Annotated in this window: 16 protein-coding genes; 6 read left to right on the top strand and 10 right to left on the bottom strand. The window is 35.2% G+C overall.

Going from position 1 to position 20,072, the window contains the following annotated elements:
* Positions 1–66 precede the first annotated feature (66 nt).
* Positions 67–606, top strand: a complete 540-nt coding sequence (locus IPJ83_13235) for a hypothetical protein (GenBank protein MBK7881512.1) — start codon at positions 67–69, stop codon at positions 604–606.
* Position 607: 1 nt separating this feature from the next.
* On the opposite strand, the gene mltG is transcribed toward IPJ83_13235, so the two are convergent.
* Entirely contained in the window at positions 608–1,642 is a 1,035-nt protein-coding gene (gene mltG, locus IPJ83_13230; GenBank protein MBK7881511.1) for an endolytic transglycosylase MltG, read from the bottom strand.
* Complete coding sequence (panB, locus tag IPJ83_13225; protein ID MBK7881510.1) at positions 1,642–2,457, bottom strand: 3-methyl-2-oxobutanoate hydroxymethyltransferase; 816 nt, start codon at positions 2,455–2,457, stop codon at positions 1,642–1,644. Before panB ends, mltG begins: the two co-directional genes overlap by 1 nt.
* Positions 2,458–2,565: 108 nt before the next feature.
* Here panB and IPJ83_13220 point away from each other — a divergent pair, with 108 nt between their 5' ends.
* Both IPJ83_13220 and dnaK read left to right on the top strand, forming a co-directional pair.
* The gene (locus IPJ83_13220; protein ID MBK7881509.1) at positions 2,566–3,540 is read left to right on the top strand and encodes a hypothetical protein; all 975 of its coding nucleotides are present in this window, start codon (positions 2,566–2,568) and stop codon (positions 3,538–3,540) included.
* A gap of 137 nt (positions 3,541–3,677) precedes the next feature.
* A complete protein-coding gene (dnaK, locus tag IPJ83_13215; protein ID MBK7881508.1) occupies positions 3,678–5,576 on the top strand; it encodes a molecular chaperone DnaK in 1,899 nt (632 codons plus the stop codon).
* A 71-nt stretch (positions 5,577–5,647) separates the two neighbouring features.
* On the opposite strand, the gene IPJ83_13210 is transcribed toward dnaK, so the two are convergent.
* The 8 genes from IPJ83_13210 to IPJ83_13175 all read right to left on the bottom strand — a co-directional run bounded on the left by IPJ83_13210 (position 5,648) and on the right by IPJ83_13175 (position 13,749).
* Complete coding sequence (locus IPJ83_13210; GenBank protein ID MBK7881507.1) at positions 5,648–7,882, bottom strand: TonB-dependent receptor; 2,235 nt, start codon at positions 7,880–7,882, stop codon at positions 5,648–5,650.
* An 86-nt stretch (positions 7,883–7,968) separates the two neighbouring features.
* Positions 7,969–8,409: a hypothetical protein gene (locus IPJ83_13205; GenBank protein ID MBK7881506.1), complete on the bottom strand. Its 441-nt coding sequence runs from the start codon at positions 8,407–8,409 to the stop codon at positions 7,969–7,971.
* Between the two features lie 64 nt (positions 8,410–8,473).
* Positions 8,474–9,616 carry an acyl-CoA dehydrogenase family protein gene (locus IPJ83_13200; GenBank protein MBK7881505.1) on the bottom strand — a complete coding sequence of 381 codons (1,143 nt, stop codon included), beginning with the start codon at positions 9,614–9,616 and terminating at the stop codon, positions 8,474–8,476.
* Positions 9,617–9,721: 105 nt separating this feature from the next.
* On the bottom strand, positions 9,722–10,465 hold the full coding sequence (locus IPJ83_13195) for a DUF2807 domain-containing protein (protein MBK7881504.1): 744 nt from the start codon (positions 10,463–10,465) through the stop codon (positions 9,722–9,724).
* Positions 10,466–10,511: 46 nt separating this feature from the next.
* Positions 10,512–10,871 carry a GntR family transcriptional regulator gene (locus IPJ83_13190; GenBank protein ID MBK7881503.1) on the bottom strand — a complete coding sequence of 120 codons (360 nt, stop codon included), beginning with the start codon at positions 10,869–10,871 and terminating at the stop codon, positions 10,512–10,514.
* Between the two features lies 1 nt (position 10,872).
* A complete protein-coding gene (locus IPJ83_13185; GenBank protein ID MBK7881502.1) occupies positions 10,873–11,640 on the bottom strand; it encodes a hypothetical protein in 768 nt (255 codons plus the stop codon).
* Entirely contained in the window at positions 11,637–12,512 is an 876-nt protein-coding gene (locus IPJ83_13180; GenBank protein ID MBK7881501.1) for an ABC transporter ATP-binding protein, read from the bottom strand. Before IPJ83_13180 ends, IPJ83_13185 begins: the two co-directional genes overlap by 4 nt.
* Before the next feature lie 151 nt (positions 12,513–12,663).
* Positions 12,664–13,749, bottom strand: coding sequence for a bifunctional 3-deoxy-7-phosphoheptulonate synthase/chorismate mutase type II (locus tag IPJ83_13175; protein MBK7881500.1), 1,086 nt, complete (start codon positions 13,747–13,749; stop codon positions 12,664–12,666).
* A gap of 102 nt (positions 13,750–13,851) precedes the next feature.
* On the opposite strand from IPJ83_13175, the gene IPJ83_13170 reads away from it, so the two are divergent.
* From IPJ83_13170 to IPJ83_13160, 3 genes are all read left to right on the top strand, one after another.
* On the top strand, positions 13,852–16,317 hold the full coding sequence (locus IPJ83_13170; protein MBK7881499.1) for a PIG-L family deacetylase: 2,466 nt from the start codon (positions 13,852–13,854) through the stop codon (positions 16,315–16,317).
* 103 nt (positions 16,318–16,420) lie between these two features.
* Positions 16,421–18,079 (top strand): sodium:solute symporter, encoded by a 1,659-nt coding sequence (locus IPJ83_13165; protein ID MBK7881498.1) that lies wholly within the window; start codon positions 16,421–16,423, stop codon positions 18,077–18,079.
* Positions 18,080–18,154: 75 nt separating this feature from the next.
* Positions 18,155–19,975: a sulfatase-like hydrolase/transferase gene (locus tag IPJ83_13160; GenBank protein MBK7881497.1), complete on the top strand. Its 1,821-nt coding sequence runs from the start codon at positions 18,155–18,157 to the stop codon at positions 19,973–19,975.
* Positions 19,976–20,072: the final 97 nt, after the last annotated feature.

Genomic DNA, 20,072 nt, shown 5'->3' with positions numbered 1-20,072 from the left:
AAAAAAATAGTTGACGGATCGCTCAAAATTAATTTATTTGTATTCAAGTTTGAAAAAATTAAGCTTATGAAACCAGTTTACGTACTTTTAGTTGTCTATTTGTTTTTATTTGATGCTTGCAAACGCGATGTCAAAAAGGAAGCGGATACAGGCCTTACCAATGAAACTAAATTGTCCCAATCATCCGCTGTTTCTACGCCTCAAGTAGTTTACGGAAAGTTGGATGATGCTTTTATTCAAGCCTCGTCCAGTCAAAAGGTAAATTATGACATAACGGATTCAGTTTGGCATATCTTTTTTGCCCTCTCCTTAAAAGATGAGGTTCCAAAGCAAAATATATACGCAGGTCATTGGTTGGATCTATTGGAAAATGGGGAATACAAGAAGGGGATATATGATAAGACGACTGATTCCGGACGCTTTTTGTATGTTGAAAGTTCAAAAACACTTGAGCTCAGATCTACCAGAGATAGTTCGTCTGAATGGACCGTTAAGGTGGACCCTGATGCTATGGTTTTGATTGGGACTGCAAAATATGGGAATAATCCATGGCAGATGAAATTATTAAGAAAAACAGGGCAGCCCAGTTCATCAGAAGTTAAATAGATTATCTGATTTTTTCAGCATTCAGCCATTTTTGATAAATTCTTGCATTCTGATAATGCTGATCAATTCCAGTTGCAAACAAATGACTACCATCATAACCGGGTTTTGCACAGAAAAATATATAATCGTGTTTTTCAGAGTTTAATACCGCATCAATGCTATTTACTGAAGGCATATAAATGGGTCCTGGAGGAAGTCCCTCAATCTGGTAAGTATTAAATGGGGATTTAAAACTTAAATGTTCCAGCAGAACTCTTTGAATTCCAGATACCCCAAGCGCAAAAACAACGGTTGGATCTGCTTGAAGTTTCATTCCTATTTTTAAACGATTTAAGTAAACGCCCGCAATGGTCGGCTTTTCATCAGCATTTGTGGTTTCTTTTTCTACAATGGAAGCAAGCGTGTAAACTTCATTGGGTTTCAAATTTCTCTCCGCTGCTTTTGACTTTCTATTCTCCTTTGACCAGAATTTTTCATTTTCTGTAATCATTCTCTTTATGAAATTATCAAATGATATATTCCAGTACATTTCATAAGTATTTGGTATAAATAAACAAAGAATGTCTTCTTTTGTATAGCCTATAGAATGGAGATAAAGGCTGTCACTAAGTTTGTTAAGAAGTGTCGTTGAGTCCAGAGAAATATAATTGCTTAATTTACTGCACAATTGAGTAATGTCTCTTACATTATTGATTTTTAATTGCACTGGATCTTGCTGGCCTGAGCGAAGTTTTGCAATTATTTTATAATTGCTCAAACCATATTTTACAAGATACCTTCCAGGGCGAATTTTACCCTTAGCATAACCCATAATTTTTGCAGTTAATGCAAAGGATGAGGTGTCGATTAAAATTTTTTTGATTGCAATCTTTTCCAGAATTTGATCAAAAGATTCATAATCCCTAATGGTTATTTCATGAGGTATTTCAGAATATAAGATATTATTTTTGAAAGCCTGATTGAAAATGCTGATCCCTATTAGAATGATCAGCCCCAAGGCTGCTACACTAAGCAGCAGCCATCCACGTTTCTGCATTAATATTGTTCTTTATCGTTTGGAAAGTCTTTGGATTTGACATCAGCTGAATATTGAGTGACAGCATGATGGATGTTCTCTGCAAGATTTGAATATCTTCTTAAAAAACGAGGATTGAATTCTTTGTTTAATCCAAGCATATCGTGTATTACTAAGACCTGACCATCGACCCCATTGCCCGCACCAATACCAATTGTGGGAATGGAGAGCGAAAGACTTACTTCATTCGCCAGGGAGGCAGGTATTTTTTCAAGTACCAGGCTGAAACAGCCGGCTCTTTCCAATACTCTGGCATCGTGTTTGAGCTTTTCAGCTTCTTGATCTTCTTTAGCCCTTACATTGTAGGTTCCAAATTTATATATTGATTGTGGGGTAAGGCCAAGGTGTCCCATTACCGGAATTCCGGCGGTAAGTATCCGTTTAATTGAGTCGGCGACTTCTGAGCCTCCCTCTAATTTCACCCCATGTGCACCACTTTCTTTCATTATCCGAATAGATGATTCCAGAGCACGTTTGGAATTACCCTGGTAAGATCCAAATGGCAAATCTACTATTACTAATGCTCTTGTCACTCCTCTGACAACAGATTGTGCATGATAAATCATTTGATCTAGAGTGATTGGAAGTGTTGTCTCATGTCCTGCCATCACGTTAGAGGCGGAGTCACCTACTAGCAAAACATCAATTCCAGCCTCATCAAGGATTTTAGCCATCGTAAAATCATATGCGGTAAGCATGGCGATTTTTTCACCGGCAGCTTTCATTTCCTGAAGAGTTCTGGTCGTTATTTTCCTGATTTCTTTATGTACAGACATGGCTCAAAATTATAAATTCAAAAACAATTTTTTGGTAATATTACTATTTGTGTTATCAAAATATCATTTGCATCGTTATAAGAGGATTAAACTGTTTAATTTTGTGGCATGAAAATTAAATTAACTATACTTTTTTGTGGATTTTTATTGATTTTCGCTTGTTCAGAGGATTTCGTGCTTACAGAGCCTTGGAAGGATATTCCGGTGGTGTATGGATTGATTAACAGGGTGGATTCAGCGCAATATATAAGGGTTGAAAAGCTTTTTGTGGATGAAGATATCCCGGCCGTGGAGATGGCTAAGGTAGCGGATTCCATCTATTATCAAAATGTAAAAGTCTCCTTGATAAACTTAACTTCTAAAAGAGAAGTTGAACTTTTGAAGGTTGATGGAACTTCTGAAGGCTATGTCAGAAATCCCGGGCCATTTGTTCAGGTTCCCAATTTCTTATACAAGCTGAAAACAACTCAACTACCTATGTCGGGGGGTGACAGTATTCTTTTGAAGATAGATCGAGGGGATGGAAAGGCTTTGATAACCAGTAGAATACAACTAATTCGTGATTTTGATTTTACATCACCACCATCTACCAATAGAGAAGTTCAATTTAAACCTGAATTTCCGCAAACCTTCAGCTGGCAAAAGCCAAAATCTTCCCAAATTTTTGATTTTGACATAATTGTGGTTGTGCAGGAAACCAACACAGTCTCCGGGTCTGTTTTGGTAAAACCACTTCGTTGGGTCTTAAAAAAAGGTGATTTAGCCAACAGTGTGACGGTAGGAGGATTGCAATTTTATAATTTTCTAAAAGAGAATCTGGTTGTTGATCCCGCTCTTAAAAGAGAGGTTTTAAGACTTGACTTCATGGTAAGGGCAGGGGGGCCCGAAGTTTATGATTTTAACACAATCGTCAATGCGAACACCGGGATAACTGCCTCACAGGAAATTCCGCGTTATTCTAATATGAGTGAGGGATTTGGCTTGTTCAGTAGCATACATAGGACAGAGAGAAGTTTTGGGATAAGTCTGGAAACTAAGTCACTACTAAGAACCGTTGACCAAACCAGATTGCTTGGCTTTTAAATTCTAATGACTTTTTGACATATACTATGTCTTTTATCTGTCATTATTTGTCATATTATCTGCAAAAAATCTGACAAATTTTCTTTTTTTTCCCTTGGCACATCAATTGATAAAGAGTTGATATAAATCATTTAACAATGGGAAAAATAATTGGAATAGACTTAGGAACAACAAATTCTTGTGTATCCGTAATGGAGGGCAATGAGCCTGTAGTAATTGCAAATGATGAGGGGAGAAGAACAACCCCTTCTATCGTGGCATTTCTTGATAATGGTGAAAGAAAGGTGGGCGATCCAGCTAAGAGGCAAGCCATCACCAACCCTAAAAAAACGGTTGCTTCTATCAAAAGATTTATGGGTAGAAGATTTGATGAGTCTGCAACTGAAATTACCAGGATGGCATATAAAGTTGCCAAAGGCGATAACAACACCTGTAGAGTAGATATTGATGGCAGAATGTATTCTCCTCAGGAAATATCTGCAATAATTCTTCAGAAAATGAAAAAGGTTGCAGAGGATTTTCTAGGACACGAAGTAACCGAGGCGGTAGTAACCGTCCCTGCTTATTTTAATGACTCTCAGCGTCAAGCCACTAAAGAGGCAGGAGAAATAGCTGGGTTGACCATTAAAAGGATTATAAATGAACCAACAGCAGCAGCATTAGCTTACGGACTGGATAAGAAAAGTAAGGATATGACCATAGTCGTGTATGACTTGGGAGGAGGTACGTTTGACGTTTCTATTTTGGAATTAGGAGATGGTGTTTTTGAAGTAAAATCAACCAATGGAGATACACATTTGGGAGGGGATGACTTCGATCATGTGATCATTGATTGGATGGCAGACCAATTTAAATCTCAGGAGAATATTGATCTGCGAAAGGATCCAATGGCTTTGCAACGTCTTAAAGAAGCAGCTGAAAAAGCTAAAGTTGAGCTTTCTTCTTCAATCGAGACAGAGATTAACTTACCTTATATTACTGCTACAGATGGTGTTCCTAAACATCTTGTCCTTAAGTTATCACGAGCTAAATTCGAACAATTGGCTGATGTGTTAGTTCAAAGAACTTTAAAACCATGTGCAGACGCACTTAAGGATGCTGGGCTCACAAAAAATGACATAGATGAGGTGATACTTGTCGGAGGATCAACGAGGATTCCTAAAATACAACAAGTTGTAGAAGAGTTTTTTGGAAGAAAGCCTAATAAAGGAGTTAATCCTGACGAGGTGGTGGCAATTGGTGCAGCAATTCAAGGAGGTGTATTGACTGGGGAGGTGAAAGATGTTCTCTTGCTCGATGTAACACCGCTGTCTCTTGGAATTGAAACCATGGGAGGTGTTTATGATGTAGTTATTGAATCGAACTCAACAATTCCAACCAAGAAATCAAAACTCTACTCAACAGCTGCAGATAATCAGCCTTCCGTTGAAATTCATATCCTTCAAGGTGAAAGGCCCATGGCAAAAGACAATAGATCTGTAGGTAGATTTATTTTGGACGGCATTCCGCCAGCAGCACGAGGAATCCCTCAAATAGAAGTTTCCTTTGACCTTGATGCAAATGGTATACTTAATGTCTCCGCTCTGGACAAAGGAACCGGAAAACGTCAAAATGTCAGAATTGAAGCTTCCACAGGATTGTCCAAGGAAGAAATTGAGCGTATGAAGAATGAAGCAATGGCAAATTCTGAAGCAGATAAACAAGCCAGGGAAAAAGTAGATAAGTTGAATGAAGCGGATTCACTGATTTTCCAAACCGATAAACAACTAAAAGAATTCGGAGATAAAATTCCGGCAGAGAAAAAATCTGCAATTGAAAATGCACATGCCAATCTAAAAGCAGCACATCAGGCACAGGATTTGGATGCTATATCCAAAAATGTAGAAGCTCTGAATGCAGCATGGATGGCAGCTTCCCAGGATATGTATAGTGCTACACAAGCAGAGGGTCAAACCAATGACGCAGGAGCACAAAACAATACTGGATCGACTGAACCAGTTACGGATGTCGAGTTTGAGGAAGTTAACAAGGGATAATCATTTTTGACAAGAAAATAGCCCGTACAAGTTTATTGTTCGGGCTATTTTTTTTGAAATGTTTTGGGTGTTTATAAATTACGCAAGAAGGACCATTTAAAGCCGATGTATGGTTTAATACCATTTATTGGAGCAAAGACTTCCACCGCATTAAAGTAGTTGCTGTGTGGAGAATCAGCCGCAATAATTGCATCGTGCTGTGTGAAATTTGTTAAATTATCACATCCTATATAAAAATCAATTTTCTTAATCTTATAATTTAGCTGAGTCTGAGCCAGTAAATATGGTTTGCTCCAGCCTTCACGATTGTGGCTTAACTCATGAGGATAATTAATTTTATCTGGGAAACGCATTGGGCCAACAACTTGCGTTGTAAAATTCCAAAGCCATTTCTTTTGACCTGATTCCCAGTCAAGAGATGCCATCCCCCGCCATTTTGGAATAAAAATCTGATCTTTGTAATCCTTAGTAAACTGGACCTTGTTAGATTGAAGTCTTGATCCAACTTTAAGGGTGAATTGGTCAATAATTGGATAGGAAATAGTAGCACCTAAAATTCCGGTTCTTGATTTTCCATTTAAAGAAAAAATGGTGACTATTGGATTTTCCGGAAGGTTTTGTTCTAAATCAATAATCAATTGCTGATCAAACCAGGTCAGATAGGCATCAAAATTTATTTCCAATTCTTTATTGAAAAGGGTTGGTTTGGCAACTAAGTTGGCTCCTGTATTCCATGAAGATTCATACTTTGGAGTATTGATTATATTCCATGATTTATTACTGGAAAATAAATTAATTTGATCTGAATAAAGTCGATAGAAGCGGTAACCTCTTCCAATAGAAGCTCTAAGTGTTACCACCTCTGAGATATTTATTCGGGCACTTACTCTTGGTGACCAAAACATTTTTTTAGGCTCAATACGCTCCATTCTTTGGCTAAATGTGAGCACAAGCCGATCAAGTTCACACTCGCCAACATGACCCAGTTTTAGCTGATAATCCAAAAATACGCCTCCAGTTAACTGATTGTAAAGAACTTTATTTGTATCAGATAAACTGATTAGATTTTCCCTGGCATAATTTATATTAGCTACAGGGCCAAAATCAAATTTATGATGCGTACTGGTAGAATTCCAGGAAAATATGATTTGTCCTAAACCATGGTATTCAAAAGCATTTAAACCAAATTTTTTTCCATAGCTCCCATCCAATTTGGAATATGAAAAATCCCAAATGGATCCAATGGATTTATTTGGGTTTGTAAAACCCAAGTATCCAATTTTACTGGAAAGGTTTATGTGATTTATGGTTTGTGAGGATAGGTAAGGATTTTCAGTAATTTTCTGACCACCATTTCTTGTGTCCCTAAGTGCCTGCAAAGTCAGCTGGCCTTCCCAGTTTTTTGAAGCATAGTGATTCCTAATCATGGCATTTAGTCGGGTGGCCCTGGCATCATCATAAAATCCATCTTTATTATGATCTCTAAAACCACTGTGTCTGGACGCATGCATATATATACCAGATTGCATTTGCGAACTAAATTTTCTATTTATGTGCAAATTGCCCTCCATTCTACCATGATAGTCACCATATAAATTCAGGTAATACGGGACATCACTTTCAGGATCAACTAATTTGGTATTGATGGCTCCGGTTATACTTTGGGCCCCATAAATTGCACTTCCTGCACCTTTTAATATATTTACCTCACTTAGCCAAGTGCCAGGAATCATATCAAATCCAAAAGTATTTAGAATGCCAGTAAAAACTGGACGATTTTCTATTAATTGTTGAGTATATGCACCTCGGAGACCAAGAAATTGAATTTCTCTATTACTCACTACTGCATTATTGTAGGAAAGGTCAATAGCATTGCTTGTTTGAAAACTTTCTGCAAGACTACAACAGGCAGCTTTTCTAAATTCTTTGGAACTGAGGGTCTCCACATTTAAAGGGTTAAGGAGAGAGAAACTGTGAGATGGTCGACTCGAATTAATTGAAATCTCATCAAGTTGCACCCCTTCTTTTAGTATTAGATTTAAATTTAATTGCCCTTTATTTAAAACAATGGTGTCCGTTGCAAAACCAAGGTAACTTACCAAAATGGTATCTTGATTTGGATTCCGTGCCAAAACAAATTTTCCTTCATGATCAGATTGAGTTCCGTTTTCTGAATTTAAAAAATAAATTATGGCACCCTCAATGCCTTCATTTTTTTGGTTCTTTACGGAGCCACTCAGGATTTGTGCGTGTGTTTGATAGATTAATAAGTATAAGCTTATGAAGCAAATAGATTTTATAAACATGAGTATAAGTTTAATTAAATAATATTAATGCAAGCATTTACAGAATGCCTTAAATGCGCATAAAATACAATAAAATAAAACTAGAGCTAACACGTCAAAGAAGACATGAGGAGTCTTCTTTGGTTTCCGGAAACAAAATATTTGACAGGAGGAATTGGCCAGTATTGAATTGGATAGTGTAAAAATGTGATTAATGTTAGAACTTGGGGTAGTGTTATAAAAAATATTTTATCCTGACCTTTTTGAGATTTGTTGCTGGCTAGAATATGAGCAGTTTTATACTCGGTTTTGTTTTTACCACAAGGCTGTTCGTTTTTGTGTGGCTTAGCGGCACATTTTTTTACAGAGCAACAGCCTTTATCTTCATTGTTCGAACCATGACAATCATCCTTTTTAGGAAGAATGGAAAAGCTTACTTCCTTTTTACAATAACATGATAGGCTAAAAACATTAAAACCTATCTGTGCCAGAATTAAATTGGCGATCAGGTATAGAAGAACCAGCTTTATTTTTTCTTTATTAAACAACTTAGAAATTTATATTATTTTAAACTAGTCCAATTTGAAATCGAGCATGTATATTTAATGAATATTATTCCTTTAGTATTGCTCTTGAGATTACTAATTTTTGAATTTCAGAGGTGCCCTCACCAATTGTGCAAAGTTTAGAATCTCTAAAGAATTTTTCCACCGGAAAATCTTTTGTGTAACCATATCCTCCAAAAATCTGAATTGCTTCTGTTGCGGCGTGTACACACACTTCAGAGGCATAGTACTTGGCCATTGCTGATTCCTTAGACATTGGCCTTCCTTCATCTTTCATTTTACCTGCTTGACGAGTTAAAAGCTCTGCTGCTTCAATTCGAACACATATATCGGCCAATTTAAATCCTATTCCCTGAAATTGAGAGATAGGTTGACCAAATTGCTGTCTCTCTTTTGAATATTTGACTGCGGCCTCATAACTTCCCTTTGCTATTCCAAGGGCCAAAGCAGCAATTGATATCCGGCCTCCATCCAACACTTTCATTGCTTGTTTAAATCCATCTCCGACTTTACCAAGAACTTGTGATTCATGGATTCGGCAATTATCAAAAATCATCTCGGCAGTCTCTGAAGCACGCATCCCGAGTTTATTCTCTTTTTTTCCACCGTAAAATCCTGGAACTCCTCGTTCTACAATAAAGGCAGTCATTCCATTACTGTCCAGAAGTTCACCACTTCTTGCGATCACCACTGCTACATCCCCGCTAATGCCATGTGTAATCCAGTTCTTTGTACCGTTTAGGATCCAATAATCTCCATCCTTTTTAGCAACACATTGCATTCTGATGGCATCTGACCCAGTATTTGCTTCGGTCAAGCCCCAAGCACCAATCCATTCTCCCGTTGCCAATTTAGGGAGATATTTTGTTTTCTGATCTTCATTGCCAAAAGCTAAAATATGGCCGGTGCACAAAGAATTATGTGCTGCTACCGATAAGCCTATGGAGCTACAAACTTTAGTGATTTCTTCGATTACAGTGATATATGCCTGATACCCTAAACCAACTCCACCATATTTTTCTGGTACCAAAACGCCTAAAAACCCTTGTTTGCCAAGGTTTTTCATTGTTTCGATGGGAAAATGTTGGGCTTCATCCCATTCCATTACGTAGGGTCTGATGTATTGCTCTGCAAAGTCTTGAGCACTTTGTTTAATAAGGTCTATTTGATCTGTATGTTGGATGGGCATTTATTTTTTTTGCAAAAATAGGATAATCCTTTGTCTTCTAAAAGACAAAGGATTAATGATATCTTAAATAATTACTCCAAAACAGGAAACTAACAGATTCTTAATTTAATCCATGGCATGAACTTCTCCATTTCCTAATTTCTTAATGTTTAACTTTGGAGTTCCTTTATAATTAATCTCACCATTTCCAGTCAGGTCAATGTCAAGGGTTTTTGAGCAATTTATCTCAATATTACCGGACCCCAAGAGATTTGAAGTACAGCTTTGTGCAATTGTTTTAGATAAGTCAATGTCCCCACTACCAGACAAAGTCGCTGAGGTGTGATTTGAATTTCCAACATTTCTAATTTCACCAGAACCCAATAAGGAAACATCAAGAATTTCTGACGAAAATTTACCGACTATACTCCCGCTGCCAGTCAGTGTTAATTCTGCATGAGAGCTTTTGAAGGTGTCCTGCATAGTTACATCTCCAGAACCTAGAAGAGTGATTTCGTTCAACTGGTTACAATATATTTTTATTTTTAGACCTGATGAACTATAATTTTTAATCTCACCATTTAAGTTTAGGGTTAAAACAGAATCTTTTATTTCCATCGTTAAATTTTCTATTAAAATTGAATCCCCTTCCAGAATAATAGATTCAGGTCCTTTGAAAATGGAAATATCAAAATTAGAAGCTAGGTTAATTTTAGTAAATCGTTCTAATTGTTTGTTTTTTAGAATTTCACGACCCGATTCTAATTCTACTTGATCTTTAATAAAATATTTGCTGTATTGAATCATGCCTAAAATTGAGGCACAAATAATAAACAAGGCTGAGGATAATAATTTGTTGCTGGTTTTCATATTGGTTGGAATCTGTTATTTATATTCAATCTTTAAGTAATTTTGATTAATTGTGCATGCTTTGAAAAATCTCTTCAAATTCGTGAATTCCTATTCCTAATAATTTCATTTGCTTAATTGTTTCAGGTATAGTGACTTTTATTAATTCATCTCTTTTTATGTGAAGAGTTTTTTCATATACTTTATCACATAGGAAAAAGCCAATTCCTCGTTTTTGAATGATGATTTCTTCATCTTGAAGCCATTGATAACTTCGCTGAACAGTATTTGGATTGACCTGAACAGAAAGCGCCAATTCTCTAACTGAAGGAACACGCTCTCCATCAGATATTTTTCTTTGAAGAATATCTTCTAACAGCACATCGGCTATTTGTAGATATATAGGTTGTTGTTTGTGGAAGTCCATGTTATAATTGTTTTTCTCTTAACTTGAATAAACTAACGGTCATAATGAATAGGAAAATAACTATACCTGTTAGTTTTCTTATGATTGGAGATTCAAAAAATATGTCTCCATTTATGGTGATGTTAGGACCCGAACCTGTCATAACCAATCCTGTAAAATATTCATGAAATGTTATTCTAAAACATATAAAGGAAAAGATTGCAATAAATATAAGTATGGCAAACAGTCCGAAAGAGGTCTTAAGTATTGAGTTTTTTGGCATCCAAACCGAACCAAGTATATAAACACTTTGCACTAAGATTATATTCAGTAAAAATTGCCAAACAACTTTTAAATCAATTGTAGAGTATTCTAACTTATCTTTTATGAATAGATTGGCAGAAAAAGTAATTAATTTGGAATACCCATAGTAGGAAATAATATATATTATAGGGATGACCAAAGATATTAAAAACCATTTTGAAAGTAGCTTTTCTAAAGCTGAAGCCGGGATACTTAGGTAGTTTTGCTTGCTGGTGGTTTGAATGAATTCGGAAAAGCAAAGACTTGCAAAAATTACACCCATAATAGCCAGATTTACTATTAATGTTTCAGTTGTAAATAAGTTTTTCGGATTATGTTGTGTTAAGATTTGTAAAATCAGCGGCACAGAAAGTCCTCCCAGTACACTGATAAAAACAATTAGAATTGTATTTTTTTTATAGTTCCATTCCCTTTTAAACAAATTGATGAATCTGGTAGGGGAGAACATGAATATACTTGATTTCATTTTGATAATTTTTGTGTGGTTGAGTGACTTGTTTTATGCTTTTCTAGAATTTTTACAATCTCTTCTTTTTTGATCAGGATCGCATTAAAAAGAGCTTCTACATCTACATTCGAGAATTCCTCATGCGTATTTTCTCTAATTGTAATGTACCCGCCACTAATACGTTCACTGAATAAAACATCTTTTGGCTCAGTCAACGTGTTGTGTACTTCAAATACAAGAGCCTCAGCTATTTCTTCTAAAGAATAATTGAAGACTACCTGGCCCTCATCAATAATTAAAATTGGATCTATTAGGTTAACCATATCACGCACCTGGTGTGTAGAAATAATGATCATTCTATCATTTAGCATGGCTTCCGTGATGAGCTTTCTAAATTGAGACTTTGAAGGTATGTCTAATCCATTTGTAGGTTCATCGAGTATCACAATTCTGGCATTGCTGGCGAGGGCAAAACTCAACATTACTTTCTTTTTTTGCCCAAAAGATAGTTTGTCCAACTTCAAACTTCCTTCCAGACTAAATTCAGTAATAAGTTTGAAAAATTGATCAAAGTCAAAATTTGGATAGAATGGGGCATAGGTATACAAGAAAGCGATAATGGAAAGATTTGGGATATATGGTTCTTCCTGAACAAAGCATATATCTGCAAGCATTTCTGGATGTCTTTCTTCAGCAGGATAACCTAGAATATCCACACTGCCTGATGTGGGAAAGATCAACCCATTAATTAGTCGCAGTAAGGTGGTTTTTCCTGCTCCGTTTTTTCCAAGAAGGCCATAAATGCTTCCTGCATTTAAATTGAGTTCGAGATCTTTAAAAATACTTTTGCCTTTTCTGTATTGAAAACTTACATTTTGCAAATGAATCATAACTATTGATTTAGTGTATTAAATAACTAATACACTACAAAGGTATATGTCCTGAATTATATTTTCCAAATATTTTTAATGAATATTAAAAAATATTTTTTAATATAATATTTAAGTGGCAGTTAATCAATAATATAAATATAAAATATTATTACTGCTGTGCCAGAGAATTATTCATTTTAGCACTCTGGTGTTGGATAGATTCAATGTGGATTGCTTCCGTTAGTGATAATATAAACTCTTGGCTGAGATTATTTTTTTGGGCTTCAACAAGAAGCTTTGACACTATTTCTTCCCATCTCGAAGGTTGAAAAATAGATATTTCCTCCTTTCTTTTTTCTTCGCCAATGGCATCAGCCAATTTCATTCGTTTTGCTAATAATTCTATGATTTCTTTGTCGATATGATCAATTTTTCCTCTGATTGCTGATATTTTCTCATTAAAGAGTAGGTTGTTAGATTGAGTTTTTCTTTGGATAAGCAAATCAAGTACATATTTCTTTAAAAAGTAAGGAGTTACCTGTTGGTCAGAATCACTTAAGGCTAATGCTGGATTTGGGTGTACCTCTACCATTAAGCCATCATAATTTAAGTCCATTGCTATTTGGGCGATTTCTTGCAAGTGGTCTGGCGTTCCACTTATGTGACTGATGTCTGCAATGAGCTGGATTTCCGGTATTTTTCTCTTTAATTCAATTGGAATTTGCCAACGAGGTACATTTCGATATATTGAATTTCCATAAAAAGAAAATCCTCGATGAATTGCTGCAATTTTTTCAAGCCCAACCTTATAAAACCTCTCTATGGCACCTAACCAAAGGAAAAGGTCTGGGTTAAGGGGGTTTTTTACCATGACAGGCATATTCGTTCCTTTTAATGCATCAGCTATTTCTTGGACATAAAATGGATTTACTGTGGTTCTTGCTCCAACCCACACTACATCAATCCCTGCCTTAAGGCATTTTTCAACATGGTCCTGGTTAGCCACCTCGGTACACACCTTAACATTAAAATCTTTTTTTATCTGGACCAGCCACTCCAAGGCTTCTTCTCCTTTTCCTTCAAAAGATCCCGGTCGAGTTCTTGGTTTCCATACACCTGCTCTTATTAAATCAGGCTTAAAGTCTATTGTTTGGCTACAAACGCTAGACATTTGTTCGTATGATTCAGCGCTGCACGGCCCAAGAATGAGAATTTTCTGATCTTTGGGAACTTCAATTACCGGTTTAGTTTGCAATATGATTTATTTAGTTCTACAAATTAAATGTAAAATGCCATCATTTGTTTATAATGTTTTTCAATTCAAATGCTGATCTTCGCCATTTATCAAATTTAATCTATGCGTCAATTTTGTATTATATTAAGCTTGTTTCTATTGGTTCTTAAGGTAGAAAGTCAAACCAGGCCAGCTTCTTTGATCCTTGAGGAAATGAAGGCTTTAAAAGTAGTAGGTTCTGTGTTATATATTGCGGCTCATCCGGATGATGAGAATACAAGGTTAATTAGCTACCTTTCTAACGATCTCAAATTGCGAACTGCATACGTGTCCATGACCCGTGGTGATGGAGGGCAGAATCTTATTGGCCCTGAGCTGGATGAACTTTTAGGTGTAATAAGGACCCATGAGTTGATGAGAGCTAGAGAAATTGATGGAGGGATTCAGTTTTTTACACGAGCCAATGATTTTGGGTATTCCAAGAATGCCGAAGAAACATTTACCATTTGGGATAAAGATTCCGTTTTATTGGATTTGGTGCGCCTAATAAGAACATTTAAGCCGGATGTAATCATAAATCGATTTGACCATAGGACAAGTGGTAAAACCCATGGCCATCATACTGCATCTGCTATGCTTGGGATGGAGGCTTTTGATTTAGCCAGAAATAGTTTGTACAGAAGAGATTTGTTGGATTTGCCAGAGCCTGTCCGGGTAGACCGAATATTTTTCAATACTTCTTATTTCTTTTTTGGATCTAAAGAAAAGTTTGATGCTGCAGACAAATCTAACTTAAATTCATTGGATATAGGTAGTTATTATCCAGCATCAGGATTTTCCAATGGGGAAATTTCCGCCCAAAGCAGAAGTATGCATAAGTCCCAAGGTTTTGGAATAAACTCTGTCAGAGGCTCTCAATTGGAATATTTCGAAAGACTTGATTCCAAAAAGGGGAACGGGGAAATATCTCCTTTTGATGGATTGAACTTTAGCTGGTCTAGATTTAATGGAGGAGGGAATCTTGATAAAGTTTTGGACGAGCTAATTAATCAATTTGACGTGTCTGCACCTTTCAAGAGCATTCCGTTACTCCAAAAAGCAGAAGAATACCTTGAAGCTATAAATGCAGGTGTTTATAAGGAGTCTAAGCTAAAAGCTATTCGGGATTTAATTTTTGAATGTGCAGGTATATATGCGGAGGCTTTTATTGACAGGCAAACAATCTCGAGAGGTAATGGGGTTAGATTAAGCACAGAAATAATCTCACGTTCTATCGGTGTTACATTGGATAGAATAGAGCTTTTACCAGGTTTTGGAGATTCTTCTTTTCAAAAATTATTGTTGAGTAATATCCCAACGTATTGGCATAAAGACATCATTGTAAGTGATATTCCCTTGAGTGCACCATTTTGGCTCAAGCATGGAAGAGGCAAGGGGATTTACAGAGTGGATGAAGTAGCTTTAAGAAATTTGCCAGTCTCACCACCAGATTTTGAGGTTAGATTCAAAATTGTAATTTTTAATAAATCTTACGACATTTACAGGAGGGTTATTTATAAGAATGATGACCCAGTTTTAGGTGAAGTAAGACAACCGGTTGATGTTTTACCTTCTTTAGTAATCCTTCCCACAGATCATTTGGTCTTAATTAATAATGACAAGCCAGTAAAATTTAATTTTACTTTAAAGTCAAATGCACCAAATCAAACCGGTAAAATACAATTCAGGAATACTGAAGGAATAACTGTTTTGCCTTCTGAGATTGAATATCAATTTAGTGTGCCAGGGGAAGAAAAAATATTTGAGTTACAGATACAGGCTAATGGTGTTAAAAACGAAATAAATGAAATAAGTTTGGTAAATGGTGAACACCCCATTTGCACGCAGCGAACAATAAAGTACAGCCATATTCCCTGGATTAATGTACTAATACCCGCAAAAATTAGAGTGGCAGTTTGTGACTTTAAAATTAATGATAAACGAGTAGCGTACATTGATGGTGCCGGAGATAATGTTGATGAGGCAATATTAAAAATGGGTTTTAAAATGGATGTATTGCAAGCAAGGGATTTAACTAAAATCAATAGAAAAAATTATGATGTAATTGTATTTGGAATACGCGCTTTCAATACCCAGGAAGAATTAGCAAATTCCTATAATTTCTTAGAAAATTTTGCCAAAGATGGTGGTAAAGTAATAATTCAATACAACACTTCAAATGAATTGGTTAATCAAAATTTTTTAGGGGAAAATTTTAAAATTTCTAGAAATCGTGTGACCGATGAATCTGCAGAAGTCAAATTTATAAACCCTGCACATAAGATTCTATTAAATCCAAACAAAATCAGTGAATTAGATTTTAAAAATTGGATTCAGGAACGTGGATTATACTTTCCTGCTAGTTATCCCAAGGAATTTGAGGAGATTTTAGCTATGAATGATCCTGGGGATTCTCCATTGAAATCTGGGTTGTTATGTAAAAAAACCGGAAAAGGATACATGATTTATACATCACTTGCATGGTTCAGGCAATTGCCGGCAGGTATTCCTGGTGCCTATAGAATATTTTCCAATTTAATTTCTTTTTAACATGGAAAAGTCGTTTCTTAAATATGGATTTCTTCTGATTTTAGGTTTAATGGTTGCAGTAATTTTTCTTTTCATACTTTCAAATATTTATTCAGCCTGATTTATGAGTTGGATTGATTGGTTGGTATTGACAATTACCATTTCATTTATTGTGATCTATGGTTGGTACAAATCCCGGTCTCAGCAAGATTTAAACAGTTATCTTCTTGGTGAACAAAATTCAGTTTGGTGGAAAGTATGTCTTGGTGTTATGGCTACGCAAGCAAGCGCCATAACATTTATAAGCACTACTGGACAGGGATTTTCTGATGGGCTTAGATTTGTACAATTCTATTTTGGATTACCACTGGCAATGTTTGTAATCATTGTAATTTTTATCCCGGCATTTTATAGGCTCAAAGTTTTTACTGCATATGAATATCTTGAACAAAGGTTTGATTTAAAAACCAGATTATTTGCTGCTTTTATTTTCTTGATCCAAAGAGGTTTGGCAGCAGGTATAACGCTTTATGCTCCTGCCATTATTTTATCTACTGTTCTTGGGTGGAACTTGCAATTGACCCAATTAGTCACCGGAGTATTGGTAATAATCTATACGGTAAGCGGGGGCTCAAAAGCCGTTACAGTAACCCAAACACATCAAATGGCAATCATTATATTAGGAATGGCTTTTATTTTTGGATTTCTTATTTACTCTATGCCGGCAGGATTCACTTTAGACAAAACTCTGGAGTTGGCTGGATGGAATGGTAAAATGAAAGGTGTAGATTTTAATTTCAATTTTCAGGAGAGATACAATTTTTGGGCAGGCATAACAGGTGGTTTTTTTCTTGCTTTGGCTTATTTCGGGACCGACCAATCTCAGGTTCAAAGATATTTAAGTGGAAGAAATGTCAGACAAAGTCAGGTTGGATTGTTATTTAATGGATTACTTAAAATTCCAATGCAGATATTTATTTTGATGTGTGGCGTTTTATTATTTGTTTTTTTTCAATTTGAAAAAACACCTATTTCATATAATGCCAAAGTAGAGCAGGCCTTAAAATTAAATCATCCCGAGAAATACAATCTGTGGACCAAAGATTTGAATGAAATCCATAATCAGAGAATTGATATACTGCAATCTGAGATCAATCTGAATAAAGATTTAATCGTTTCACTTAATATGGCTCAAAAAAAGATTAGGGACACAGTGCAAACTTTTATAAGAAATTCTGGAGAGAGGGTAGAGGCTAATGATAAAGACTACATATTTTTATATTACATTCTCAAATATTTACCTAAGGGATTTATTGGATTATTGCTTGCAGTGATATTTTGTGCTGCTATGTCAAGTATATCCGCAGAGTTGAATGCTTTGGCTGGAACCACGTCAGTTGACATTCAAAAAAGACTTTTTCAATCCACTTCTGGATGGCTAAGTGATCTTCAATGGTCTAGGTTATTTACTGTCTTTTGGGGAATACTTGCAATTTCATTCGCATTTTATGCGAATTTATTTGAGAATTTAATTCAATTTATTAATATAATAGGATCTCTTTTTTATGGAAGTGTATTAGGTATATTTATAGTTGCTTTTTTATTCCCAAAAGTGAATGGAAATATAGTTTTTTTTGCTGCTTGTTTAGCACAGTCTGTAGTTTTTGTATTGTTTTTTACTCTAGATATTGGCTTTCTTTGGTATAATGTGATTGCCTCTGGGATCGTAACTTTGGTAAGCATAATACTAAGTTTTTTTAAATCTACAAAAATGTCGATTTAATTATATTAGAATAAATGATTTAAATTATTGTTTAATTTATTTTGCCCAATTTTATATGAACATTTATTTATTAGTATGAACCTTTTCTGGCGACAATTTTATGGGATCTTATTGTTCTTGGTTTTAAGTCTAAGCTACTTTCGTATTATTTTTGTGATTTTGGAATTTTACAATGGTTTTAAAATTTCAATTAAAGAATTTGGAAGATCCCTTGGATATGGATTATATATGGACTTTTCAGTATGGTCTATTGAGGTTGCCATTCTGCTTATATTTTTACTTTTATTTTATTCTATTTGCAAAGCCTTAGTTTTTAAAATTCTAAACGGGTTAGTATTTTTTTTTCTAGGATTAAATTCATTGATTTATTCAATTGATTCGGTGCTTTATCCTGAGTGGGGATTTAGAATTGACTATTCTTTCTTTACCTACCTGGATAGGACAAATGAGGGAATTCATTTTATTTCATTAAACATGGTTGCAAAATTTGTAATTGCTGTTATATTATTTAATTTGCCAATAGTTTTTTATTATTTTTTTAGATTTCGAATGAAATCACTTCCTCAACTCAATTTATTATCCATAGTAACTATTTTACTAGGTTTTTCATTGTTAATTATTCCTTTGCGTGGAGGAATTGGATTAAGTCCGCTTAATCCTGGCACTGTTTACCATTCTAAGGATATGTACGCTAATCATATTTCATTGCATCCGATTTGGAATATTCTTTATACTTATTCACACAATCGAAGTATACAACCTAGAAAGAATATCATAGAACCTGTTCTTGCAGATAGTTTATTTAAAAAAATAAAGTTTATAGATACACCTGCCACAAAGTTTATAAGTACAGAAAGACCAAATATTCTTTTTTTATTATTGGAGAGTTTTACAGCCAATATGATCCATCAACAACATGCCGGAAAAGAAATTCTACCAGGGTTAAACCGCTGGATCAGAAAGGGAATTTATTTTGATCATGCGTTTTCCTCCGGGGACCGAACCGATAAAGGTCTTGCTGCTATATTTAGTGCATACCCGGCACAACCTCAAAGTTCTATTATTAAAATTCCTTCTAAAGCGGAAAAGCTTCCTTCATTAATGAAGACACTAAGCCAATATAATTATCATAGTTCCTTTTATTACGGAGGAGATATAGAATTTGCCGGAATGAAAACTTTTTTACTTGCATGTGGTGTGGATAAAATTATCAGCAAAGGTGATTTTAGTCCTTCTACTTACAATGCTAAATGGGGAGTTCATGATCATATTTTGTTGGAAAGAGTGTGGAAAGATATATTTTTGGAAAAATCTCCTTTTATAATGAGCATATTAACTCTTTCAAGCCATCCTCCTTACGATGTGCCTGAAGATGATTATTGGAGTGAGAAAGACGACGCTTCCGTTTTTGTTAATTCAGCCCATTATACAGATAAATATTTAACTTTATTTTTAGATTCATTGCAGCAAAGTGCACTTTGGAAGAATTTATTAGTTGTTATTGTTGCAGATCATGGTGCGCGTTACCCTTTAAATATAAGTTATTCTTCACCGGATAAATTTTACATTCCTATTCTATATACTGGAGGAGTTGTTAATAAGGATACTGTTCTGCATAATGTTTGTTCTCAAACCGATATAGTAGCAACAATATTGAATCAAATGAATATTGATTCAAAAGAATTTTATTTTAGTAACAATTCTTTTCGATCTGATTCTTTAGGATTTGCATTTTATTCCTTTAATAATGGAAGCGGGTGGATTGATTCGGGTGGAAAACGAGTTATTTCACATGATGACAATCAAATCATATTAAATCAGGGTCAATGTCATTATTCTATAGATTATCAAAGATCTTATTTTCAAAAACTATTGGATGATTTTGATAATAAATAGTTGCAAAATTATAGATTGAAATTTACTTGCTTAATATATATGATAGATCGTGTTTGTATGAATGTGAACACAGAGACTAAATAATCTTGCATTTTAA

Origin of the sequence: Candidatus Vicinibacter proximus (assembly GCA_016713905.1) — a bacterium.
GTDB classification, from domain to species: Bacteria; Bacteroidota; Bacteroidia; order Chitinophagales; family Saprospiraceae; genus Vicinibacter; species Vicinibacter proximus.
Note: the sequence above shows the minus strand (reverse complement) of the source record. Positions and strands in the feature narration are given on the sequence as shown.

Excerpts from the sequence above, each read along its gene's own strand:
- panB (MBK7881510.1), bottom strand. The coding sequence starts at position 2,457 with ATGTCTGTACATAAAGAAATCAGGAAAATAACGACCAGAACTCTTCAG.
- dnaK (MBK7881508.1), top strand. The coding sequence starts at position 3,678 with ATGGGAAAAATAATTGGAATAGACTTAGGAACAACAAATTCTTGTGTA.
- IPJ83_13190 (MBK7881503.1), bottom strand. The coding sequence starts at position 10,871 with ATGGACTTCCACAAACAACAACCTATATATCTACAAATAGCCGATGTG.
- IPJ83_13160 (MBK7881497.1), top strand. The coding sequence starts at position 18,155 with ATGAACCTTTTCTGGCGACAATTTTATGGGATCTTATTGTTCTTGGTT.
- IPJ83_13170 (MBK7881499.1), top strand. The coding sequence starts at position 13,852 with ATGCGTCAATTTTGTATTATATTAAGCTTGTTTCTATTGGTTCTTAAG.
- IPJ83_13235 (MBK7881512.1), top strand. The coding sequence starts at position 67 with ATGAAACCAGTTTACGTACTTTTAGTTGTCTATTTGTTTTTATTTGAT.
- mltG (MBK7881511.1), bottom strand. The coding sequence starts at position 1,642 with ATGCAGAAACGTGGATGGCTGCTGCTTAGTGTAGCAGCCTTGGGGCTG.
- IPJ83_13200 (MBK7881505.1), bottom strand. The coding sequence starts at position 9,616 with ATGCCCATCCAACATACAGATCAAATAGACCTTATTAAACAAAGTGCT.
- IPJ83_13220 (MBK7881509.1), top strand. The coding sequence starts at position 2,566 with ATGAAAATTAAATTAACTATACTTTTTTGTGGATTTTTATTGATTTTC.
- IPJ83_13185 (MBK7881502.1), bottom strand. The coding sequence starts at position 11,640 with ATGAAATCAAGTATATTCATGTTCTCCCCTACCAGATTCATCAATTTG.
- IPJ83_13180 (MBK7881501.1), bottom strand. The coding sequence starts at position 12,512 with ATGATTCATTTGCAAAATGTAAGTTTTCAATACAGAAAAGGCAAAAGT.
- IPJ83_13165 (MBK7881498.1), top strand. The coding sequence starts at position 16,421 with ATGAGTTGGATTGATTGGTTGGTATTGACAATTACCATTTCATTTATT.
- IPJ83_13210 (MBK7881507.1), bottom strand. The coding sequence starts at position 7,882 with ATGTTTATAAAATCTATTTGCTTCATAAGCTTATACTTATTAATCTAT.
- IPJ83_13195 (MBK7881504.1), bottom strand. The coding sequence starts at position 10,465 with ATGAAAACCAGCAACAAATTATTATCCTCAGCCTTGTTTATTATTTGT.